Below are 21,852 nucleotides of genomic sequence, written 5' to 3'. Positions count from 1 at the left end.
ATGCCTCCGGGTGTGCCTCCTGCCGGCCCACATGGCGGGCAGGGAGGTGCGCCTCAGGCAGGGCCGCACGGTGGCGTTCCGCCGGCGGGGACGCGTGGCGGCCCCGCAGGGATGCCTCCGGCGGGACCGCACAGCGGCGGTGGTGCTGGCGCGCCGCATCCAGGTGCTGGAGTGCCGCCGGCTGGCGGCCGTGGTGGTCCGGGCGGGCCACCGGCGGGGCCGTATGGCGGTGCTGGCGAGGTGCCGCCCTCCGGCCCGCGTGGTGGCGCCGGTCCCGTGCCCCCGGCGGGGCCGCACGGCGGCGCACCGGGTGCGCCGCCCGTCGGACCTCGTGGCGCTGGTGCTGTGCCACCCGGCGACGCGGCCGGCGGACGGGCGCGGCGGGGCCGGCCCGAGGAGACTTCAGGGCAGTTCGGCCCGGCGGGCCGCCCCGGCACGCCGCCGGGGCCGGACACCGGGCAGTGGGGCGCGCGCCCGGAGGCGACCGGTGGGTTGCCCGCCGCGCCGGTTTCCGGGCCGCGGGGCCGTGGCGGGTCGGCGCGTAGCCGGTTCTCGGCGCCGCCGGACCAGGGCGCGGCCAGCGTACCGATGTCGGGCAACGCACCGCCCGTTCCTCCGGCATCCGGGGAGCCCGGCTGGCGGGGTGGCCCGGCGGCGGGCGGCCCGTCCGACCGGCGCGACGGCGACCCGGGCACCGGCGCGCTCCGGTCACCGGCCGGCGGCGGCCGGCGGCGCGCGGCCGAGCCTGATGATCCCCAGAGCAGCGGGGCAGTCCCGGGCCAGCCATCGGACTGGACCCGGCGCGACCAACCGGGCCGCCCGTCGGCGCCCGGTGCGCCGGCCTCCGGCGGAGAGCCGACCCGCAACCGCTTCGCGGCCGGCGGGCCGCCCGGCCCGGCCGCGCAACCGCCGGTGGACCGTGAGAACACCGGTGGCTGGGCTACGCGCGGCGCGGCGCGGCCCGGGCAACCGCCCGTGGACCGTGAGGACACCGGTGGCTGGGCTACGCGGGGCGCGTCGCCCGCGCAACCGCCTGTGGACCGTGAGAACACGGGTGGCTGGGCTACGCGCGGCGCGACGCCGCCCGCGCAACCGCCCGTGGACCGTGAGAACACGGGGAGCTGGGCCACGCGCGGCGCGACGCCCCCCGGGCAACCGCCCGTGGACCGTGAGAACACCGGGGGCTGGGCTACGCGGGGCGCTGTGCCGCCCGCGGCGACCGGCGGGATGCCGCCGGTGATCGCGCCGCCGGTGGTACCCGGGCGTGATGCCGGCCCCACCCGGTCTGGTCGTCGCGCGGCCGGCGAGCCGCCGGCTGACGGCCCCGACACCTTCGGCGGTCGTGGGCGGCGGGGTGCGCCCGGCGCCGAGGTGCCGGGTGACGGCGTGGCAGGGCGGCCAGAGACCACGGGCGGTCGTGGCCGGCGCGGCGTGCCTGGTCCTGAGCAGCCGGGTGACGCAGCGGTGGGGCGGCCCGAGAACATCGGCGGTCGCGGCCGCCCGGGCCGCGGCGGCCCGGACGCGCCCGGCAGCGCCGGGCCGGGTCGCGCCGACGGGTTCGGCGGGCAGGTCGGTGCGCCGCCGGCGGGCGCCGTGCCCGGCGGAGCGGCGATGCCCGGACGGCCTGACGGCTTCGACGGTCGAGGTCGCTCCGGCGCCCCTGGCGGCCGCCCGGGTGCGGACCCGGACGATCCCGCCGCGTTCCGCGGACGGCCGGTCGGCCGTGGTGCCCCGGATATGGATCAGCCGCCGGGCGAAGGTCCGGCACCCCAGTTCGGCGGTCGTGGAGCCGCCCGTCGCGGTGCGCCGGGCGGGGAACCGCCCGCCGGTGAGGCGGGCCCTGGCTTCGGCGGGCGTGGACGACCCGGCGGGCCGGACGTTCCGCCGGGAGCGCCGGGCCAGCCGTTCGGCGGCCGCGGTGCCGCGGCGCCGGACGCCCCCGACGGTGGCGTGGCGCCGCCGCGTGGAGGTGGCGCGCGCAGCCGTTTCCGTGGCGATGCCACGGGCGGGCAGCCTGTCGCCGGCCGGCGTGCCGCCGACGACGGCCCCGACATCCCCCGTAGCCGGCACGGCGCGGGCGACGAACTGACCGGCGCTGCCGCCGGCGGCGTACCGGGTGCGGACGCTGCCACGCGTGCGAGCCGGCACGGTGCGGCAGCGGACGACGCGACCGGCGGTACCGGCGACGTGATGTCGCCGACCGGCGGACGCCGGCGCCGGGCTTCCGACACGGACACGGGCACCCTGGGTGGCGCGCGAGGGCGATTCAACGACACCGGTGGCGTCCGCGACGACGCCGTGCCCGGACCGGGTGGCCGGTTCGGTGGCGGCGGTGCGGCTGCCGGTCGAGCAGACGGCGACGCCGCGGCGGCACGTCCGGCCGCTGGTCGCGTGGGCGGCGACACGGGCGCCGGCGCGGCCGCCAATCGTGCCGGTGACGATGCCGCGGCGCCGGGCGCGCGTGGCAGGTTCAACGAGGGCACCGGCGCCAACCCGACCGGTGCGCGTGGACGCTTCAGCGATGGCGAGCGCGGCGGACGGGCGCCCGACGGGCCGCGCGGCCGCCGTGCCGCCCCGGACGACGTGGACGGCTCCGGAACGCGCGGGCGCCGTGCCGCTCCCGATGACGCGGACGGCGCTGCCTCCGGGCCGCCCGATGCGCCGTCTCGGCTCCGGGTGCCCGGCGGGCTCGACCGCCCCGGCGGACCCGGTCGGGACGCGGCCGTCAGCCGAGGCGGGCCGAACCGCCCGGCCGACGCCGACGGCGCGGTGCGGCCACCACGTGCGCCGGAGCAGCCAGGCGGGCCGGCCGGCCGTGGCGGACGCCCCGGCCAGGACCGGAACCCCGGCGCACCCGGCGGCCCCGGCCAGGACCGAGGCCCCGGCGCACCAGGTGGCCCCGGACGTCCCGGCCCCGACCGGAGCCCCGGCGCACCCGCCGGTCCCGGGCAGGACCGAGGCCCCGGCGCACCGGGTGGCCCTGGCGGACGCCCCGGCCAGGACCGGAGCCGCGGCGGCCCCGAGGCGACCGGCACCGTTCGGCCACCGACCGGCACCGTTCGGCCACCGGCCGGCGGGCCAGGCGCACCGTCCGGAATGCCAGCCGGCCCAGGCGTAGCCGCGGGCCCACCCGCGCGTGGCGCGAGCCGCCCCGGCGCACCGGCCGCAGGCACCGCCCGCCCCCCGACGCCGCCCAACCAGCCCGGCCCCAACGGCCCAGGCCCAGGCCCAGGCCCAGGCCCAGGTGCGACCGGCACGGTCGTCCCCGGCCCAGGCCACGGCCCAGGCGCCCCCAACGGCATGCCCGCCCCCGGCGGACCAGGCCAGGGCCCACCGACAGCCCGAGGCGGACCATCCGGCCCGCCCGGCCCCGGCGGACAATCAGGCCAACCAGCCGCCCGCGCCGGCGCGCCCCGCGCCGGCGTACCCGCGGAAAGCGGTCCGCCGCCCGCAGCAGCCGCCGCCGTACCCCCGGTCCGTGCCGCCGCCACACCCCCAGCCGCCGGCACCGCGCGCCCACCGGCCGCACCCGCGACGGCGACCGCATCAGTGGGAATGGGAGCGCCACCCCCACAAACCGACGACGACCACCCCGCCAAACGCGGCCGCGTCACCCCGGCCCAACTCCGCGAGCAGATCCGTGAGCCGCGCAACGTCCGCCTGGGCGTACTCGTGCTCGGCATCCTGCTCGTCCTGGTCGCCCTGCCGATCTACTCCTGGTCGAAGACCGAGTCCCGCGACCCGGTCTTCGTCTCCCTCGACAGCCTCGCCGTCCCCGACTGGGCCAACAACGAGCCGCAGGACCAGATCGACGGCAACCGCTGGTGCCTGGAGGAATGCCGGTTCCGCGAGCGGACGACGCACTCCAGCAACCCTCCGGAGGAGACCGCCAAGGCGTACCACGATGCCTTGATCGCCAGCGGTTGGCAGAGCTGGAAGCCGGCCAAGTGCCCGGAGACGAAGGTGGACGGCAGCTACACCTGCTGGACCCGGGACGAGCTGACGATGGATCTCTGGGTACGCGCCCCGGCCTGCGGCAACGTTCCGATCGGCGTCGAGCCGGAGCCGGGCGTCAGCGCCGCGCCGGGGGTGCCGGGGCTGGATCCCGAGGACTGCAAGGGGTCCGACGTGTCCATCAAGGTCCGCAACGCGATCGCCGACGAGCGCACCGGGCCACTGCCCGGCATCAACCCGTCGCAGGTCGGCGAGACGCCGTACGGGCTGGCCCCCGTGGCCGCACCGTCGTGAGGCCGTGCGGCGTTACGGACGGTAGGGTCTGCACGTTGGCGCACGGGGTACGTCGTGGAGGAGGTTCGGGTGGACGGTGGAGAAGTCGCGTGGCTGGTCGTAGCCGGCGCGTTCCTGATGCTGGTGCTGGTGCTCGCGGTGCCGATCCTGCGGCTCCGTAAGACGATCGACGCGGCCACCAACGCGATCAACGATCTCAACGACCGCACCGGGCCGATCCTGGCCAACGCCAACACGACGATCGAGGGCGTCAACGTGGCGCTGAGCCAGGTGCACACGTCGCTCGACGGCGTCAACATCCAGCTCGCCAAGATCGACACGATGACCGGCCACGCCCAGAACGTGACCGCCAACGTCGCCAACCTCACCACCGTGGTCTCGGCAGCCGCTGCCAACCCGCTGGTCAAGGTCGCCGCCTTCGGGTACGGCGTACGCAAGGCCGCCGCCGCCCGCCGCAACGCGGAGGACGAGCGTGAGGTGCGCGCCACCCTCAAGCAGCAGCGCCGCGCGGCGAAGCGGGCCACCGCCCGCTGACCCGAGGGCCGCGAGGAAGGATAGAGACCATGAAGCGGTTGCTCTGGCTGGGTGTCGGCCTCGCGGTGGGCGCCCTGGTCGTCCGCAAGCTGACCCAGAAGGCCAACGAGTTCACCCCGTCCGGCATCGCCGGCTCGGTGAGCCAGTCCGCCGGCGGCCTGGTCGAGTCCGTCCGGGCCTTCATGGACGACGTACGCGTCAACATGGCCGAACGCGAGCAGCAGATCCACGAGGCGTTCGCCAACGGCGTGCAGTTCGAGGACGAGTTCGAAGACCTGCGCGGCGACGACCTCCCGGTCGAGTTCGACGAGCCGGGCACCAGCACGCACCCACGACAGCGCCACAACTGACAAGCGCCACCACTGAGGAAGGCACCTGATGAAGACGGCGGAGATCAAGCGGCGGTTCCTCGCGCACTTCGAGGCCAACGGCCATGCCGTTGTGCCCAGCGCCCCGCTGCCCGCCATCGACGACCCGAACCTGCTGTTCATCAACGCCGGCATGGTGCAGTTCGTCCCCTACTTCCTGGGCCAGCGCACCCCGCCGTGGGACCGGGCGACCAGCGTGCAGAAGTGCATCCGGACCCCCGACATCGACGAGGTCGGCAAGACCAGCCGGCACGGCACGTTCTTCCAGATGAACGGCAACTTCTCGTTCGGCGACTACTTCAAGGCCGGCGCGATCCCGCTGGCCTTCGACCTGGTCACCAAGCCGGTCAGCGAGGGCGGGTTCGGGCTCGACCCGGAGCGCATCTGGGCCACGGTCTACCTCGACGACGACGAGGCGATCGAGATCTGGAAGCAGACCGGGATCCCGAGCGAGCGGCTGGTGCGCCGGGGCAAGAAGGACAACTACTGGTCGATGGGCATCCCGGGCCCGGCCGGCCCGTGCTCGGAGCTCTACTACGACCGCGGCCCGGCCTACGGCCCCGACGGCGGCCCCGAGGTCGACGAGGACCGCTTCCTCGAGTTCTGGAACCTCGTCTTCATGCAGTACGAGATCACCAACGTGAAGACCAAGGAGGTCTTCGACGTCGTCGGTGAGCTGCCGGCCAAGAACATCGACACCGGCATGGGCCTCGAGCGGATGGCCTCGCTGCTGCAGGGCGTCGACAACCTGTACGAGATCGACGAGGTCAAGCCGATCCTGGACCGGGCGGCGGAGCTGACCGGCAAGCGCTACGGCGCCGGCACCAGCCACGTCGCCGCCGAGTCGCACCCCGACGACGTGCGGCTGCGGGTGATCGCCGACCACGTGCGGACCTCGCTGATGCTGATCGGCGACGGCGTCACCCCCTCCAACGAGGGCCGCGGCTACGTGCTGCGGCGGATCATGCGCCGGGCGATCCGGGCGATGCGGCTGCTCGGCTGGCAGGAGCGCTCGCTGCCCGAGCTGCTGCCGGTCGCCCGCGACTGCATGGCGCCGTCCTACCCCGAGCTGTCCGCCGAGTTCGGCCGGATCGCCGACTACGCGTACGCGGAGGAGGAGGCCTTCCTCTCCACCCTGCGCGCCGGCACGACGATCCTCGACACCGCGGTCGCCGAGACCAAGCAGGCCGGCGGCAGCACGCTCTCGGGCGACAAGGCGTTCCAGCTCCACGACACGTACGGTTTCCCGATCGACCTGACCCTGGAGATCGCGGCCGAGCAGGGGCTGCGGGTCGACGCCGACGGCTTCCGCCGGCTGATGGCCGAGCAGCGCTCGCGGGCCAAGGCCGACGCCCAGGCCCGCAAGACCGGCCACGTCGACCTGTCGGCCTACCGCGCGGTGCTGGACGCCGGCGGTCCGGTCGAGTTCACCGGCTACGCCGAGGTCAACCGCGAGTCGCGGGTCCGCGCGCTGCTCGACGCGGCCGGCGGCGCGGTGGAGGTGGCGGGCGAGGGCGACACGATCGAGCTGGTGCTCGACGCGACGCCGTTCTACGCCGAGGGCGGTGGCCAGCAGCCCGACCTGGGCCTGATCACCCTGGGCAGCGGGCAGGTCGAGGTCTTCGACGTGCAGTCGCCCGTCCCCGGGCTGATCGTGCACCGGGCCAAGGTCGTGCGCGGCGAGGTCCGCGGCGGCGAGGCCGGCTTCGCCGAGATCGACGTCGCCCGGCGCAAGGCCATCTCGCGCTCGCACACCGCGACGCACCTGGTGCACCAGACGATGCGCAACTTCCTGGGCGAGTCGGCGACCCAGGCGGGCTCGCTGAACGCGCCCGGCCGGCTGCGGTTCGACTTCAACACCCCGGCCGCGGTGCCGCCGAGCGTGCTCCAGGACGTCGAGCAGCAGATCAACGAGGTGCTGCTCGGCGACCTCGAGGTGCACGCCTTCATCACGAGCCAGGCCGAGGCCAAGCGGCTCGGCGCGATGGCGCTGTTCGGCGAGAAGTACGGCGACGAGGTGCGGGTCGTCGAGGTCGGCGACTACGCCCGCGAGCTGTGCGGCGGCACCCACGTGGCCCGCTCCGGGCAGCTCGGCCTCGTCAAGATCCTGTCCGAGGCGTCGATCGGCTCGGGCGTACGCCGGGTCGAGGCGCTCGTCGGCATCGACGCGTTCCAGCACCTGGCCCGCGAGCACCTGCTGGTGGCCCGCCTGGCCGAGCTCTACCGCGTGCCGGGCGACCAGGTCGCCGAGCGGGTCGCGCAGACGATCAGCCAGCTCCGCGACGCCGAGAAGGAGCTAGAGAAGCTCCGCGGCCAGCTCGTGCTGGGCGGCGCCGCGGCGTTGGCGGCCGGCGCGGTCGACATCCGCGGCGTCGCGTTCGTGGGCACCGAGGCGCCCGAGGGCGCGGGCGGCAACGACGTGCGTACCCTCGCCCAGGAGATCCGCGGCAAGATCGACCCGGCGCGGGCCGCGGTCGTCGCCGTGGCGGCCCGTTCCGGCGGCAAGGCCTCGCTCGTGGTGGCGGTCAACGCCGCCGCGAAGGGCCGCGGCCTGTCGGCGGGGGATCTGGTCAAGGGCGCGCTCTCCGGGCGGGGCGGCGGCAACGCGGACCTCGCCCAGGGTGGCGGCGTACCGGCTTCGGAGGCCGTTAACCTCCTGGCCGCTGTGGAGAAAGCTATTGACGGAGCGTGACGGACTGAGCGCTTTTCACCGGGGTGTACGACTCGGTGTCGATGTGGGTAACGTGCGTGTCGGGGTCGCGATCTGCGACCCCGACGGCATTCTCGCCACTCCGTTGGTGACGCTACGGCGTGACGCGGATGCCGGAGAAGACGCTATACCTGCAGATATCGCCGAACTTGCGCGACTTGTCGAGGAGCACGCGATCATCGAAGTGGTGGTCGGTCTTCCCGTCACGCTGGGTGGCAAGGACGGACCTGCGGCGACCGGTGCGAGGGCCTATGCTCTCCGGTTGGCGACGGTCATCGATCCGATCCCGGTGCGGCTGGCGGACGAGCGGCTATCGACGGTTGTCGCAACCCGTAGGCTGGCCGAGCGTGGCGTGCGGGGACGGCGCCAACGTGCGGTGGTCGACCAGGCGGCCGCGGTTGAGATACTGCAGGGCTGGCTGGACGCACAGCGGAGGCGAACGTGACGATCGACGATCTTGACCTCGCGTTCGAGGACCGGGCCGACAAGGGCCGACATCGACGCGGCTATCGCAAGGCGGCGGCCACCGGCAAGAAGAAGCGCAAGGGCGGCGGCGGGGGCAAGACCGCGATCGCGTTCTTCATGGCGCTGATCCTGCTGGGCGGCCTGGGTGCCGGAGCCTGGTACGGGTTCGACCGGGTGCAGGGCTACTTCACCACCCCCGACTTCGAGGGCGCCGGCAACGGCGAGAAGGTCAACGTCGAGGTCAAGCCGGCGCAGAGCGCCACCGACATCGCCAACACCCTGGTCAAGGCCGAGGTCGTGAAGAGCGCGAAGGCGTTCATCAACGCCGCCGACGAGGACAGCCGCAGCAAGAACATCCAGCCCGGCGTCTACGGGCTCGCCAAGCAGATGAGCGGCAAGGCGGCACTCGACGTCCTCGTCGACCCGAAGAACAAGATCGTCAACGGCGTACAGGTCCAGGAGGGCCTGACCATGCTGACGACGTTCAAGCGCCTGTCGGAGCAGACGAAGATCCCGGTCAAGGACTTCCAGAACGCGGCCAAGAACGTCGACTCGTTCAACATCCCCGACTACTGGTTCACGCGCAACGACGGCAAGAAGGTGACGAAGTCGCTCGAGGGCTTCCTCTTCCCGGACACCTACGAGATGCCGCCGAACCCGACCGCCAAGCAGGTCCTCGACATCATGATCGACCGGTTCCTGACCGTCACCGGCGACATGAAGTTCGCCGACAACGTGCAGAAGAACCGTGGCGGCATCTCCCCGTACGAGGCGCTGACCGTCGCGTCGCTGGCCCAGACCGAGTCGGGCACCAAGGCCGACCTCGGCAAGATCGCGCGGGTCGCCTACAACCGGGTGTACGTCAAGGACATGCCGCTGCAGTTCGACGTGACGCTCAACTACGGCCTCGAGATCGCCGGCAAGAAGACCAAGGCGTCCAAGGACATGGAGCCCGCGGACTACGCCGACCAGAGCAACAAGTACAACAGCCACTTCTACAAGGGCCTGCCGCCGACGCCGATCGCCAACCCCGGTAAAGAAGCGCTGGAGGGTGCGCTGAACCCGCCGGCGGGCAACTGGCTGTTCTTCGTGGCGATCGACAACAAGGGCAACTCGGCCTTCGCCGAGACCAACGAGCAGCACGAAGCCAACAAGGTCAAGGCACGCGAGGCCGGGATCATCAATTGACGCGTGCGGCAGTCCTGGGCAGGCCCATCGCCCACTCGCTCTCCCCGGTGATCCACAACGCCGGCTACGCGGCGCTGGGCCTGACCGACTGGTCGTACACCGCCGTCGAATGTGACGAGGCCGCCCTGCCCGACCTGGTCGCGGGCCTCGGGCCGGAGTGGGCGGGCCTGTCGCTGACCATGCCGCTCAAAGAGGTGGCCCTGACGGTCGCGACGGAGGTGGCCCCGGTCGCGGCCACGGTCGGCGCGGCCAACACGCTGGTCCGTCGCGGCACCGGCTGGTACGCCACGAACACCGACGTCGAGGGCATGGTCGCCCTGCTGACGGAGGCGGGCGTAGCGGCCGGAGCGCGCTTCACGATCCTCGGCGCGGGCGGCACGGCCCGCGCGGCCCTGGCCGCCGCGTCCCGCCTGGCCGCCGAGTCGGTCACGGTGGTAGCCCGCCGCCAGCTGGCGATCGAGGAGCTGGCTGCCGCCGCGGCGGAGCTCAACCTGCCGCTACGCCCGACGCTGTGGCCGGACGCCCTGGCCGCCCTGGCCGCGGACGTGGTCATCTCCACGGTCCCGAAGGGCGTCGCGGACCCACTCGCGATCAACGGGACCTGGCACCCGTCGACGATCCTCTTCGACGCCCTCTACGACCCCTGGCCGACGCCCCTCGCGGACTCCGCCGCCCGCGCGGGCTGCGACATCCTCTCGGGCCTGGACCTCCTCCTGGCCCAGGCCCTCGGCCAGTTCCACCTCTTCACCGGCGCCGAACCCCCGGTCGACGCCATGCGCGAAGCCCTTTCCCGCGCCCGCTCCTGAAGATCGAGAACCGCCGGATCCTTGCTCGGGTCCGCGGTGGTCCGGACCGTCGCTCCCGCCAGACACCGCTCGCTCCGCTTCGCTGCCAGGTCCGCGGTAGGACGAGGAACCACCCCGCGCGTTCCGGCGAGGCGCCTGATCGGCACGGACGCCGGCTCCGCGCCAGGCACGATCGTGACCCACCGACTCCGCCACCGATCCGGGTCGTGTGGGGCGGATCCGCGAGCCCGCCTCCGCGATCAACCCGGGATGACGACGAGCTTGGCTTCGGCGTGGACCGACCCTCCCGGTCGAGACGACGCGCCGGGGTAGGTGTCGTCCGGGGCGCACATGCCAAAGCATGTGGGCACATGACAAAGCATGTGCGGTGCGGCGCGTACCTTCGGCCGGCCCGGGCGGCGAGGCGGTGACCGGGAGGGCCGCGGGCCGGGGATCGGCGCACCGGCGGCAAGCCGACGACCGGAGCCAGGCAGCAGCGCCGGCTCCGGTCGGTCGTGCCTTACGGGACGATGCGGGTGCCCGGGGTGTCGCCGGGGAGGCGTGACGAGTCGTTCTCGAACGGAGGCACCGGCGTGCTGGCCAGGGCCGTTCCGTCCGCGGCATGGGCGGTCACCGTCGCGGGCGCGCCGTCCGGCACCGACGTCCTGCCTGAGCCGGCCGCGTCCAGGGAGACCGGCACCGGCGACCTGCCGTCCACCGTCACCGTCGCGGTGGCCGTGCCGGTCGGAACCGACACGACCACCTCGTCGGTGCGCCCGTCGCCGCCCTCCGCGCGCAGCCGCCAGCCGATCGGCCGCTCGTCGGCTCCCGCGGCGGGCAGCAGCAGCCGCACGTCGGTCCGGGAGCTGGTGGCGTCACCGTGCATCGCGTACGCGATCACCCCGCCGCCGGGCGGCTGTACGCTCAGCAACATCGCCGCCTGCCCGTTGACGGTCCCCGACCAGCGCAGGCGCACAGTCGTCCCGGCCGCCGGCAGGTGGCTGTCCATGAGCGCCAGCTTGACGAAGCTCGCCAGGATCGCGGCGTCCGGTGCGGGGCCCCGCACGAACTTCTTGGCGTCCGCGAGCTGGGCCGCGGTCGGCTGCCACGGGTCGCCGTCCGCCGAGGAGCTCCAACCGCCGGACACGATGCCCTCGTAGATCACCTGGTCGCCACGGCTGACCCGCGCGTCGAGCCCCGGCGGCCCGGCGAGCGGCTCCAGCGCCGCGACCGCGACACCGGTGCCGTCGGAGCTGGCGAGTTGCCGCCGTTCCACCACGCCGGCGGCGGCATACCGGGGGCTGCCGGTGATCGTTACGGTGGTGCCGCTCGGCCCGACCACCAGCGCGTAGCCGCCGCGTTCCGCGTCCGCCCGCATCAGCGTGACGACCGGTTCGCCCGCGTCCTGGTTGCCGGCCATGGTCATGTCGAGGGGAGTGGCGCCGGGCGGGCCCTCGTACCAGACCAGCTCCCAGCTCGTGACGAAGCCGAGCCGCAGCGGGACGAGCACCAGCGCGACCCGGGCTCCCGGCACGTCGCCGGCGTAGAGCACCCGGATCCGGTCGCGCCCCGCGATCGCCCAGAAGCCGTCCGGGTCCGTGACCCCGGAGACCCGTTCCCGCATCGCCGCCAGCCAGGCCTCGTCGGTGGCGAGGGCACCCCGGGCCGGCTCGTCGGCCAGCACCGACCAGGGCGATGCCAGCGCGACGCCGGGCGCCCAGCCGGGCAGCGGCACGACGTTGGTCTGGATCCCGGCTGCCGCGACGACCACCGAGGCGAGCGCCACGCGGCGGACCCGGCGCTTCTTCCGGTGCCGGCGCTCCCGCCGGTCGAAACCCGGCCACGGGTCGTCGGGCACCTCGACCGCGTCCGCCGCATACCGGAGGGCGTCGCGAAGTGGGCTCTGCGTCATGTCGGTTCCTCCTGTAGTCGTACCGATGGATTGCCGGACAGGTCCGTGCGCAGCCGCGCCAGGCCGCGGGAGGCCTGGCTCTTGACCGATCCCACGGAGCAACCCAGGATCCGGGCGGTCTCCGCCTCGCTGAGGTCCTCGAAATACCGGAGCACGAGGACCGCCTGGGTCCGCGGTGGCAACCGGCGCAGCGCAACGAGGAGCTGCTGCCGCTGCTCGATCTGGAGGTACGCGTCGGGCCCGGCCGTGGCGTCCGAGGCCAGCAGCGGCACCTCGATCGGCCGGCGCCGGCGCCACCAGGAGGCGGCGGTGTTGACCATCGCCCGGCGCACGTACACCTCGGGGCTGTCCTTGCGCAGCACCTGGCTCCAGCGCCGGTGTGTCTTCTCCAGCGCCGACTGCACCAGGTCCTCGGCCGTGCCGCGGTCGCCGGTCAGCAGGTACGCCGTCCGGAGCAGCCGAGGCCACTGCTCCCGTACGAACAGCTGGAAGTCGTCGCCCGCCTCCACCGTCACCTCCCCGTCGTGTTTGTCAGACGCGGGGTAGACGCCGGATGGGGTCCGTGAGGTTGAGTCCGGGTTTTGGGACCGGGTGCCCGGATCGCGGGCGGGCCCCGGGCCCGTGTCAGACTTGGGCCGTGTTGCGCTGGTTGACCGCAGGGGAATCGCATGGGCCCGCGCTGGTGGCGGTGCTCGAAGGAGTGCCGGCCGGTGTCGAGGTGACCAGTGCCGAGATCGCGCGCCAGCTCGCGCGGCGGCGGCTCGGCTACGGGCGCGGCGCGCGGATGTCGTTCGAGCAGGACGAGGTCGAGATCCTCGGCGGGGTCCGGCACGGCGTGACGCTGGGCAGCCCGGTGGCCGTCAAGGTCGGCAACTCGGAGTGGCCCAAGTGGGAGACCGTCATGGCGGCCGACCCCGTGGACCCCGATCTGCTGGCCAAGCAGGCGCGCAACGCGCCGCTGACCCGGCCGCGGCCGGGGCACGCCGATCTCGCGGGCATGCAGAAGTACGGTCACACCGACGCGCGGCCGATCCTCGAGCGGGCCAGCGCGCGGGAGACCGCCGCCCGGGTCGCGGTCGGCACCGTCGCCCGGGAGCTGGTGCGGCAGGCGCTCGGCATCGAGATCGTGTCGCACGTCGTCGAGCTCGGCAGTGTCGCGGCCAAGCCCGGCCTGCACGCGCGGCCCGAGGACGCCGAGCGGATCGACGCGGATCCGCTGCGCTGCCTCGACCCCGAAGCCAGCGCGCGGATGGTCGCCGAGGTCGACGCGGCCAAGAAGGACGCCGACACGCTGGGCGGCATCGTCGAGATCCTCGCGTACGGCGTGCCGCCGGGCCTCGGCAGCCACGTCCAGTGGGACCGCAAGCTCGACGCCCGGCTCGCCACCGCGCTGATGTCGATCCAGGCGATCAAGGGCGTGGAGATCGGCGACGCGTGGACGCAGGCCCGGTCCCGCGGCTCGCAGGCGCACGACGAGATCATCCCGACCGCCAACGGCGTCAAGCGGGTCACCGACCGGGCCGGCGGCCTGGAGGGCGGCATCAGCACCGGTGAGCCGCTGCGCGTGAAGGCCGCGATGAAGCCGATTTCCTCGCTGAACCGGGCACTGTCCACGGTGGACGTGGCGACCGGCGAGCCGGCCACCGCGATCAACCAACGGTCCGATGTGGCCGCCGTGCCGGCCGCCGCGATCGTCGCCGAGTCGATGGTGGCGCTGGTGCTGGCCGAGGCGGCGACCGAGAAGTTCGGTGGCGACTCGGTGGCGGAGATCCGCCGCAACCTGACCGGCTACCTCGACAACCTGGTGATCCGATGAGCGCGGGCCAGCCGCGGGCGATCCTCGTGGGCGCGCCGGGTGCCGGCAAGACCAGCACCGGCGAGGCCTTGGCCGCGAAGCTGGGAGTGTCCTTTCGCGACACCGACGCCGACATCGAGGCCACGGCCGGCAAGCCGATCCCGGAGATCTTCCTCGACGAGGGCGAGCAGCACTTCCGTGCCCTCGAGCGGGCCGCCGTCGCCGCCGCGGTGCGCGACTTCGACGGGGTGCTCGCCCTCGGTGGCGGCGCGATCCTCGCCGAGGAGAACCGCGCCGCGCTCGCCGGGCACCAGGTCGTGCACCTGGTCGTGAGCCTCGGCGAGGCGGTCAAGCGGGTCGGGCTCAGCGCCGGGCGGCCGCTGCTGGAGATCAACCCGCGGGCCACGCTGCGGTATCTCCTCGACCAGCGCCTGCCCCTCTACGAGGCGGCCGCCACGATCACGGTCGAGACCGACGGGCGTACGCCGGACGAGGTGGCCGAGGAGATCGCCGCCCTGCTCAAGCCCTGAGCAGGTCGGCCAGCTTCGCCGGCTCCGAGAGCATCGGCCAGTGACCGGTGGGCAGTTCACTGATCCGCACGTCGTCGCCCACGCTCGCGAAGAACGGGTGACCGGCAGCGCGCATCGCGGTGATCTGCTCGAGCGAGAACGTGCAGGCGATCAGGCCGGCGGGCGGGTTGAGTGAGCCGCCGCGGCGCAGTGGCTGCGCGACCGACGCGTAGGGGTGGGTCGTCGCCCGCTTCTCCAGCAGTGCCAACGCCTCCGCGTCGAGGCCCCGCAGCAGGTCCGGGTCGGCCACCGGGTCCCAGTCCCGCGGTGGCACAGGGCCGGTCGACTCCGGCGGCGGCCCCATGTCGAGCTGGCGGGTGCCGTCCGGCAGCGGTCCACTGTCCACATAGATCACCCGACGCACCGGGACGCGCGCGGCGGCCGCGGTCACCGGCAGTCCGGCGTAGCTGTGTCCAACCAGGACGACGTTCTCCTGCCCGCGCGCCGCCGCGATGATGTCGGCGACGTGCTGCTCGAGATCGGCGTCGCCCTCGTCGGCCCGGTCACCGACGCCGGCCAGCGTCACCCCGATCGCGCGGTCGCCGGCGGCCCGCAGCCGCTCCGCCACCGCGTCCCACACCCAACCCCCGAGCCACATGCCCGGCACCAGTACGAACGTCTCAGTCATGGATGGAGCGTAGATTGGCATCCGGACAGTTTCGGTCCGGATAAGGAGAGTGACCGGTGTCACATCCCGCGTCCAGGGTGCTGGGCATGCTGGAACTCCTGCAGAGCCACCACCGGCTGACCGGCGCCGACCTCGGTGCCCGGCTCGGGGTCGACGAGCGCACGGTCCGCCGCTACGCCACGACCCTGGCCGACCTCGGCATCCCGGTGGTCGCGGCGCGGGGTCGCTACGGCGGCTACCGGTTGAGCCCGGGCTACAAGCTGCCTCCGCTGATGCTCACCGACGACGAGGCGGCGGCCGTCGTCCTCGGGCTGATCGCGGCCGAGCACCTCGGCCTGACAACAGAGGCGCCGGCGACCGGGCCGGCGCTGGCGAAGATCCGCCGGGTCCTGCCGAAGAACCTGGCCGAGCGCCTGGCGGGCGTACAGGAGAGCCTCGGTTTCACGGTCGATCGGCGCGCGACGGCGGCGCGGCCGGCGACCACGACGCTGCTGACGCTCGGCGCCGCCGCCCGCGACACCCGCCGGGTGAGCATCACCTACCGGTCGTGGCAGGGTGCGGTCTCGTTGCGCGAGGTCGACCCGTACGGCCTCGTCTTCCACGCCGGCCGCTGGTATCTGACCGGGTTCGACCACAAGCGCGGCGAGATCCGCACGTTCCGGCTCGACCGGATCACCGCGGTCGACCCGGGCGCCGCGACGTTCACCGTTCCGGAGGGGTTCGACGCGGTCGGGCACGTCACCCGTTCGTTGGTCGGTGTGCCCTACACGTGGGAGGTCGAGGTGCTCTTCGAGGCGGAGGTGGGGCTCGTGCGGCGCCGCGTTCCCGCCAGTGTCGCGGAGATCACGGAGACGGGTGACGGCGTTCTCATGCGTACGCGTGCCCAGAGCCTGCCCGGAATGGCGCAGATGTTGGCAGGTCTAGGCTGGCCTTTCCGGATCGTGGGCCCACCGGAGCTACGCGACGCCGTGCGGGAGCACGCGGAGCGACTGGTCGAGCACGCGGCGCGGTGAATCTCCACAGAGGACTACGTTGGCCCGCTTGGGATCGAGCAAACGGGCGATCGTACGACGGTGGGGTGGGTGTTAGGATTTTGTGAGATTGGCGTAAAGCGGGCTAGTCCGACTATTCGGGCAAATCTCTTTGAGGATCGAGGCGCATGGGCAACCAGCGGTCCATCACCGTCAACGGTGACCTGGGAAGTGGCAAGAGCACCGTGTCGGTAGGGCTGTCGGAGCGCCTCAACCTGCGCCGGATCAGCGTCGGTGACCTCTACCGTGAGATGGCGCGCCAGCGGGGCATGACCGCGCTGCAGCTCAACCTGCACGCCGAGCTCGACGACGTGATCGACGGCACGGTCGACACCATGCAGCGCGAGATCGCCGAGTCGGGCCAACGCGTCATCATGGACAGCCGGCTGGCCTGGTTCTTCTTCACCAACGGCTTCAAGGTGCACCTGATCACCGACCCGACCGTGGCGGCCCGCCGGGTGCTCGGGCGGCCGGCCAACGAGGTGGAGAACTACGCCACGCTCGAGGAGGCCAAGGACCAGCTGCGCAGCCGCAGCGAGAGCGAGCGCCAGCGGTTCCTCACCCGCTATCACGCCGACAAGCACGCGCTGCGCAACTACGACCTGGTCCTCGACACCACCCGGGCGCGGCCCGACGAGGTGATCGACGTGGCGGTGGCCGCGATCGAGGGCCGGCTCGGTGGCCAGATCCTGGCCGAGAGCCCGCCGCTGCTGCTGCTCGACCCGGCCCGCATCTACCCGACGGGTGACATCGGCGCGCTGCGCGGGATGCCGGAGTCCGAGGCCCTCGCGGGGCCGGACTCGCTGGAGCCGATCTCGATCGGCTACGCCGACTCGCGGTTCTTCGTGGTCGACGGGCATCGCCGGCTCAGTGCGGCGTTGCGGGCGGGGCTGCGGCTCGTGCCGGGCACGCTGTTGGCGCAGGACAACGACCTCGTGGTCGGCGGGCTGTCCGCCCGCGAGTTCTTCGCGTCGGCCGTGACCATGAGCAAGGTGTACGACTGGCAGGAAGCGCACGGCACCGAGCTGGAGATGCCGGCACACGCGCTGGGCGACCCGGCGCCGGTGCACTCCTGATTTCTGTCGTACCCGGGCCCTAATCTCACTGGCATGACTGAGCGCGCCGATCTGCTGGCCTCCCTCCAGCGACACCGCGGGTTCCTGCTGTTCACCGTGCGCGGGCTGAGCGACGAGCAGGCCCGGCTGACCCCGACGGCCAGCGCGCTGTGCCTGGGCGGGCTGCTACGCCACGTCGCGACGGTCACCCGCGGCTGGAACGCCTTCGCCGCGGGTGGTGCCGGGGCGATGGAGCGGATCGACGTCGACTGGGCCACGGGCTTCGCCATGCCGGCGGGCGCGACGCTGGCCGACATGGTCGCCGACTTCGAGGCGGCCGGCGCCGAGACCGACGCCCTGGTCGACAAGCTCGACCTCGACACGGAGCACGAGCTACCCCGGGCGCCCTGGTTCGAGCCGGGCGCCTCCTGGTCGGTGCGGCGGACGTTCCTGCACGTGATCGCCGAGATCTCGCAGCACTCCGGCCACGCCGACATCATCCGCGAGAGCATCGACGGCCAGAAGACGATGGGGTGACTATGCTCGGCGCCGATGAGTGAGATCACCCGGATTCCGGTCGGCGGTGAGCAGGCCTACGACGTGGTCGTCGGGCGCGGCCTCACCGACCAGGTCGGTCCGCTGCTGCCGGGCGCCGAGCGCGTCGCCGTCCTCGCCTCCGCGCCGCTGTTCGCGCGCGCCGACGCGGTCGAGGCCGCGCTGCGCGCCGAGGGTCGGGCCGTGACGCGTGTCGAGATCCCCGACGCGGAGAGCGGCAAGACCATCGACACGGCCGCGGCCTGCTGGGACCGCCTCGGCGCGGCCGGCTTCACCCGCTCCGACGCGGTCGTCGCGGTGGGCGGTGGCGCGGCCACCGACCTGGGCGGATACGTGGCGGCGGCGTGGCTGCGCGGCGTGCGCTGGGTGCCGGTGCCGACGTCGCTGCTGGGCATGGTCGACGCGGCGGTCGGCGGCAAGACGGGCATCAACACGGCGGCGGGCAAGAACCTGGTCGGCGCGTTCCACCCGCCGGTCGGGGTGCTCTGCGACCTGGACACGCTCGACACGCTGCCGCCCGCAGACCTGACCGCGGGCCTGGCCGAGGTGGTCAAGTGCGGCTTCATCGCCGAGCCGGCGATCCTCGACCTGATCGAGCGGGACCCACGGGCCGCGCTCGACCCGACGGGCCCGGCGGTGCGCGCGCTGATCGAGCACGCCATCCGGGTGAAGGCCGACGTGGTCGGCGGCGACCTGAAGGAGTCGGGGCGCCGCGAGATCCTCAACTACGGCCACACGCTGGCGCACGCGATCGAGAAGGTGGAGCACTACACCTGGCGCCACGGCGACGCGGTCGCGGTGGGCCTGGTCTACGCGGCGGAGCTGAGCCGGTTGTCGGGCCGCCTGGACGAGCCGACGGCCGCGCGCCACCGCGCGATCCTGACGTCGCTGGGCCTGCCGACCAGGTACCTGGCGGAGGCCTGGCCGGAACTCCTCGCGGCGATGCGCGTGGACAAGAAGGCCCGCGGCTCGCGGTTGCGCTTCGTGGTGCTGGACGCGCTGGCGACCACGGACCTCCTCGAAGGCCCGTCGGACGCCCTCCTCACGGAGGCGTTCGCCGCGGTCTCCCGCTGACCCCCCGAACCACACGAGCCCGACCCGGAACGCTCCGACGTCGCGGGTTCGCAGCGCGTCACGCTGGGCGTCGATGCGGGCCGACGTGCCCCACGGGCCCGACCCGGACCGCTCCGACGTCGCGGGTTCGCAGCGCGTCACGCTGGGCGTCGATGCGGGCCGACGTGCCCCACGGGCCCGACCTGGACCGCTCCGACGTCGCGGGTGGGCAGGGCGTCACGCTGGGCGTCGATGCAGCCGACCGCCCCTACGCGTCTCCGATATGGACGGATTCATCGTGCGGCCGCCCGGACCGCACAACCGGCCGTGCACCGGTGCCGACCTGCCGATCCGGCACACCTCCCAGGTCTCCCGCGCCGCCTTCCTGCGGCGGGAGATCACCGACCCGACCTTCGCGCGCCGGGCTCCGCGGGTCGACGGGCGCCGGGGTGATCGGCAGCAACGCCAGCAGGCCCAGGGCGATCCAGACATACAGGTTGGCGCCGAGCACCGCGCCGAGTGACGGGCCGCCGTCCGACCAGAGCCAGACCGCACTGGTGCAGAGCAGGACGTAGGAGGCCACGACCAGCCAGCGGGCGCGGCCGGTGCGCCAGGCCAGGTACAGGGCCGGGAGCAGCCAGACCAGGTGGTGCACCCAGGTCACCGGGCTGATCAGGCAGGTGGCCACGCCCGTCAGGGCGAAGCCTGTCAGGTGGTCGCCCGCGAGCGCCGCGCGGCGCGCCCGGACCGCCCACAGTGCGCAGACCGCCAGCACCGCGACCGCCCACCAGAAGCCCGGCAGGCCCGCCCGAGCCACCACGCCCCGTAGCGACTGGTTGGAGACGTAGGCCAGGTCACCGACCCGACCGGTGTTCCACAGCGCCTCGGTCCAGAAGGTCCGGGACGCCGCCGGTGCCACCGCCGCGGCCAGCAGGATCGCGCCGCAGATCGTACCCACGGACATGAAGAAAGCCTGCCAGCGACGGGCCAGCGCCAGGTAGACGACGAACAGCCCGGGCGTCAGCTTGACCGCGGTCGCCACGCCGATCCCGACGCCGGCACGGGCGGAAGGGCGGCGCAGGTCCCACCAGACCAGCGCCAGCAGCACCAGGTTGACCTGGCCGAAGCTGACCGTGTCCCGGACCGGCGCCAGGAAGACACACAGCAGCGCCACCAACGCCCAGGGACGCCAACCCGGACCGACCAGCCAGCGGATGACCAGGCCGCCGGCCACGACGTTGACCACGATGCTCACCGCGATCGCCGTGTGCCACGTCAGCGGTGCCAGCGGTGTCATCAGCAGCGCCGCGAACGGGGGATAGGTGAAGCCGTACACCGTGTCGGGCCGCAGGTAGTCGTACAACTGGCCGCCCGCCAGCCAGTGCCGCACCGCTCCGTAGTAGACGCCCACGTCGAAGAAGCCGCGCCGCCCCGGCACCACGATGACCCAGAGCACGGCCGAAACGGCCAGGACCGCGAGGGTACGGCGGCGCGTCACCGGGCCATCCCCGCGGCCAGGTCGTCGGCGTCCGGCTGGGTCGCGAACGCCGTCATCACCAGCAGCGACACCGCGAGGCACCCGCCGATCACCGCGAACGCCAGCGTCCCCGGGTCGGGCGCGAAACCGTCCGGCAGCACCACCATCGTCAGCACGGCCGACGCGGCCGCCGCCACCTTGCCCGCCCGGCCGAACGGCGCCGCGGCGGCCAGCGGGACGACCGCCCACAGGAGATACCAGGGCCGCACCGCGGGGCCGAACACCACCACGCCGCCGAGCACGAGGCCGACGCCCCGCACCGGCCCGACGGACTGCCGCCGGTGCCAGACCAGCAGGGCCGCGGCCACCGCCGCGCACATGCCGGCCAGCCGCCACCCGGTCACGGGCGCGGTGCCGAACGACGCGTCCAACGATTCCAGCAGCGCCGTCGTCGCCCGGCCGAGCGCGCTGGTCAGCGACCAACTGTCCGCGGTCACCGGCGTCCGCAACGCGCCGATCCAGCCGAAACCGGTGCCGGCCACCCAGGTCACCCCGATCGCCGTGCCCGCGGCGACCAGGGTCGTGCCACCGAGCGCGCGCACCCGTGGCCACCGGCCGGCCACCTGGTCGGCCCAGATCAGCGCGACGGCCGCGAGCCCGACCGCCACCGGTACCTTGACCAGACCCGCCAGGGTGATCGCCACCGCGCCGAGCACCGGCCGACCGGCGAGCGCCGCGGCGAGACCGGCCGCCAGCAGGCCCATCATCACTGCGTCGTTGTGCGCCCCGCCGACCAGGTGCAGCAGCACCAGCGGGTTGAGCACCGCCAGCCAGAGCGCCGCCGACGGCGCGATGCCGCACCGGCGGGCGAGCGCCGGCAGGGAGACCGCGAGCAGGGCCACACCACCGAGGGCGACGAGGCGCATCAGCAGTACGCCCAGCGTCACGTGCCCGCCGACCAGCGTGGCCACGACGGTGGCCACGAGCAGGAAGGCCGGCCCGTACGGCGTGGCGGTGTGCTGCCAGATCGCCGGCACCTCGGCGCTGAACGGCCCGCCCAGGTCGGCCGGCCCGGACGTGTAGACGTCGAGGCCGGCGCCGACCATCGCGCCCTGCGCCAGGTAGCTGTAGACGTCCCGGCTGAACACCGGCGGCGCGACCACCAGCGGCGCCGCCCACATCAGCAGCGTGGAGACCAGTTCCTCGACCCGCGGCGGCCGGTGCCGCACCAGCTTGCCCAGCCGCCACCAGGCGACCACGAGCAGCACGAGGCCGAAATAGGCGACCGTCACGCCGAGGTTGAAGAGGTCCACGGGAAGATCGGGGCGCGCCAGCGGCCCGGTGGCCGGCCCGGCACCGGCGCCGAGCCCGCCCAGGGCGACGCACATCGTGCCGGCCACCCCCCAGGCGCGGCACCGCCCCAGCAGGCCGGCACCATGGCTGGCGACAACCGGCGCGGACACCCGAGGAAGATGGCAT

19 protein-coding genes are annotated in these 21,852 nt (G+C 73.8%); 14 read left to right on the top strand and 5 right to left on the bottom strand.

The features are described 5' to 3' along the window. Nucleotides 1–1,267: 1,267 nt before the first annotated feature. The 8 genes from Asi02nite_RS05110 to Asi02nite_RS05075 all read left to right on the top strand — a co-directional run bounded on the left by Asi02nite_RS05110 (nucleotide 1,268) and on the right by Asi02nite_RS05075 (nucleotide 10,319). Nucleotides 1,268–2,089: a hypothetical protein gene (locus Asi02nite_RS05110; protein WP_203710960.1), complete on the top strand. Its 822-nt coding sequence runs from the start codon at nucleotides 1,268–1,270 to the stop codon at nucleotides 2,087–2,089. Nucleotides 2,090–3,555: 1,466 nt separating this feature from the next. Beyond that, on the top strand, nucleotides 3,556–4,248 hold the full coding sequence (locus Asi02nite_RS05105; RefSeq protein ID WP_239126496.1) for a hypothetical protein: 693 nt from the start codon (nucleotides 3,556–3,558) through the stop codon (nucleotides 4,246–4,248). 69 nt (nucleotides 4,249–4,317) lie between these two features. Further along, on the top strand, nucleotides 4,318–4,782 hold the full coding sequence (locus tag Asi02nite_RS05100; protein ID WP_203710959.1) for a DUF948 domain-containing protein: 465 nt from the start codon (nucleotides 4,318–4,320) through the stop codon (nucleotides 4,780–4,782). A gap of 29 nt (nucleotides 4,783–4,811) precedes the next feature. Then, the gene (locus Asi02nite_RS05095) at nucleotides 4,812–5,132 is read left to right on the top strand and encodes a hypothetical protein (protein WP_239126486.1); all 321 of its coding nucleotides are present in this window, start codon (nucleotides 4,812–4,814) and stop codon (nucleotides 5,130–5,132) included. Nucleotides 5,133–5,160: 28 nt separating this feature from the next. Beyond that, nucleotides 5,161–7,842, top strand: a complete 2,682-nt coding sequence (gene alaS, locus Asi02nite_RS05090; protein ID WP_203710958.1) for an alanine--tRNA ligase — start codon at nucleotides 5,161–5,163, stop codon at nucleotides 7,840–7,842. Between the two features lie 4 nt (nucleotides 7,843–7,846). Continuing rightward, nucleotides 7,847–8,305, top strand: coding sequence for a Holliday junction resolvase RuvX (gene ruvX / locus Asi02nite_RS05085; protein WP_203711016.1), 459 nt, complete (start codon nucleotides 7,847–7,849; stop codon nucleotides 8,303–8,305). Continuing rightward, nucleotides 8,302–9,513, top strand: coding sequence for an endolytic transglycosylase MltG (gene mltG / locus Asi02nite_RS05080; protein WP_239126485.1), 1,212 nt, complete (start codon nucleotides 8,302–8,304; stop codon nucleotides 9,511–9,513). The genes ruvX and mltG overlap by 4 nt, the downstream gene beginning before the upstream one ends. After that, the gene (locus tag Asi02nite_RS05075) at nucleotides 9,510–10,319 is read left to right on the top strand and encodes a shikimate dehydrogenase (protein ID WP_203710957.1); all 810 of its coding nucleotides are present in this window, start codon (nucleotides 9,510–9,512) and stop codon (nucleotides 10,317–10,319) included. Before mltG ends, Asi02nite_RS05075 begins: the two co-directional genes overlap by 4 nt. Before the next feature lie 499 nt (nucleotides 10,320–10,818). On the opposite strand, the gene Asi02nite_RS05070 is transcribed toward Asi02nite_RS05075, so the two are convergent. Both Asi02nite_RS05070 and Asi02nite_RS05065 read right to left on the bottom strand, forming a co-directional pair. Continuing rightward, nucleotides 10,819–12,210, bottom strand: a complete 1,392-nt coding sequence (locus Asi02nite_RS05070; RefSeq protein WP_203710956.1) for a hypothetical protein — start codon at nucleotides 12,208–12,210, stop codon at nucleotides 10,819–10,821. Continuing rightward, nucleotides 12,207–12,719, bottom strand: a complete 513-nt coding sequence (locus Asi02nite_RS05065; protein ID WP_203711014.1) for a SigE family RNA polymerase sigma factor — start codon at nucleotides 12,717–12,719, stop codon at nucleotides 12,207–12,209. Before Asi02nite_RS05065 ends, Asi02nite_RS05070 begins: the two co-directional genes overlap by 4 nt. A 128-nt stretch (nucleotides 12,720–12,847) precedes the next feature. On the opposite strand from Asi02nite_RS05065, the gene aroC reads away from it, so the two are divergent. Both aroC and Asi02nite_RS05055 read left to right on the top strand, forming a co-directional pair. Next, a complete protein-coding gene (aroC, locus tag Asi02nite_RS05060; RefSeq protein ID WP_203710955.1) occupies nucleotides 12,848–14,026 on the top strand; it encodes a chorismate synthase in 1,179 nt (392 codons plus the stop codon). Further along, a complete protein-coding gene (locus Asi02nite_RS05055) occupies nucleotides 14,023–14,535 on the top strand; it encodes a shikimate kinase (protein WP_203710954.1) in 513 nt (170 codons plus the stop codon). The genes aroC and Asi02nite_RS05055 overlap by 4 nt, the downstream gene beginning before the upstream one ends. Here Asi02nite_RS05055 and Asi02nite_RS05050 read toward each other — a convergent pair. Then, complete coding sequence (locus Asi02nite_RS05050; protein WP_203710953.1) at nucleotides 14,525–15,202, bottom strand: alpha/beta fold hydrolase; 678 nt, start codon at nucleotides 15,200–15,202, stop codon at nucleotides 14,525–14,527. The two genes, Asi02nite_RS05055 and Asi02nite_RS05050, sit on opposite strands and share 11 nt — an antisense overlap. 56 nt (nucleotides 15,203–15,258) lie before the next feature. On the opposite strand from Asi02nite_RS05050, the gene Asi02nite_RS05045 reads away from it, so the two are divergent. From Asi02nite_RS05045 to aroB, 4 genes are all read left to right on the top strand, one after another. After that, the gene (locus Asi02nite_RS05045) at nucleotides 15,259–16,215 is read left to right on the top strand and encodes a helix-turn-helix transcriptional regulator (protein ID WP_203710952.1); all 957 of its coding nucleotides are present in this window, start codon (nucleotides 15,259–15,261) and stop codon (nucleotides 16,213–16,215) included. 146 nt (nucleotides 16,216–16,361) lie between these two features. Next, nucleotides 16,362–17,309 carry an AAA family ATPase gene (locus Asi02nite_RS05040; RefSeq protein WP_203710951.1) on the top strand — a complete coding sequence of 316 codons (948 nt, stop codon included), beginning with the start codon at nucleotides 16,362–16,364 and terminating at the stop codon, nucleotides 17,307–17,309. A 33-nt stretch (nucleotides 17,310–17,342) separates the two neighbouring features. Continuing rightward, complete coding sequence (locus Asi02nite_RS05035) at nucleotides 17,343–17,825, top strand: DinB family protein (RefSeq protein WP_203710950.1); 483 nt, start codon at nucleotides 17,343–17,345, stop codon at nucleotides 17,823–17,825. Nucleotides 17,826–17,840: 15 nt separating this feature from the next. Beyond that, nucleotides 17,841–18,917: a 3-dehydroquinate synthase gene (gene aroB, locus Asi02nite_RS05030; RefSeq protein WP_203710949.1), complete on the top strand. Its 1,077-nt coding sequence runs from the start codon at nucleotides 17,841–17,843 to the stop codon at nucleotides 18,915–18,917. Between the two features lie 247 nt (nucleotides 18,918–19,164). Here aroB and Asi02nite_RS05025 read toward each other — a convergent pair whose 3' ends face one another. Next, entirely contained in the window at nucleotides 19,165–20,394 is a 1,230-nt protein-coding gene (locus tag Asi02nite_RS05025; RefSeq protein ID WP_203710948.1) for a glycosyltransferase 87 family protein, read from the bottom strand. After that, complete coding sequence (gene mptB, locus Asi02nite_RS05020; protein ID WP_239126484.1) at nucleotides 20,391–21,836, bottom strand: polyprenol phosphomannose-dependent alpha 1,6 mannosyltransferase MptB; 1,446 nt, start codon at nucleotides 21,834–21,836, stop codon at nucleotides 20,391–20,393. The genes Asi02nite_RS05025 and mptB overlap by 4 nt, the downstream gene beginning before the upstream one ends. Nucleotides 21,837–21,852 lie beyond the last annotated feature (16 nt).

This window comes from Asanoa siamensis (genome assembly GCF_016862555.1).
Lineage (GTDB): Bacteria > Actinomycetota > Actinomycetes > Mycobacteriales > Micromonosporaceae > Asanoa > Asanoa siamensis.
This window is presented reverse-complemented; position numbering and strand designations above follow the sequence as displayed.

Excerpts from the sequence above, each read along its gene's own strand:
- Asi02nite_RS05110 (WP_203710960.1), top strand. The coding sequence starts at position 1,268 with ATGCCGGCCCCACCCGGTCTGGTCGTCGCGCGGCCGGCGAGCCGCCGG.
- Asi02nite_RS05105 (WP_239126496.1), top strand. The coding sequence starts at position 3,556 with ATGGGAGCGCCACCCCCACAAACCGACGACGACCACCCCGCCAAACGC.
- Asi02nite_RS05095 (WP_239126486.1), top strand. The coding sequence starts at position 4,812 with ATGAAGCGGTTGCTCTGGCTGGGTGTCGGCCTCGCGGTGGGCGCCCTG.
- alaS (WP_203710958.1), top strand. The coding sequence starts at position 5,161 with ATGAAGACGGCGGAGATCAAGCGGCGGTTCCTCGCGCACTTCGAGGCC.
- Asi02nite_RS05070 (WP_203710956.1), bottom strand. The coding sequence starts at position 12,210 with ATGACGCAGAGCCCACTTCGCGACGCCCTCCGGTATGCGGCGGACGCG.
- Asi02nite_RS05055 (WP_203710954.1), top strand. The coding sequence starts at position 14,023 with ATGAGCGCGGGCCAGCCGCGGGCGATCCTCGTGGGCGCGCCGGGTGCC.
- Asi02nite_RS05050 (WP_203710953.1), bottom strand. The coding sequence starts at position 15,202 with ATGACTGAGACGTTCGTACTGGTGCCGGGCATGTGGCTCGGGGGTTGG.
- Asi02nite_RS05040 (WP_203710951.1), top strand. The coding sequence starts at position 16,362 with ATGGGCAACCAGCGGTCCATCACCGTCAACGGTGACCTGGGAAGTGGC.
- Asi02nite_RS05035 (WP_203710950.1), top strand. The coding sequence starts at position 17,343 with ATGACTGAGCGCGCCGATCTGCTGGCCTCCCTCCAGCGACACCGCGGG.
- aroB (WP_203710949.1), top strand. The coding sequence starts at position 17,841 with ATGAGTGAGATCACCCGGATTCCGGTCGGCGGTGAGCAGGCCTACGAC.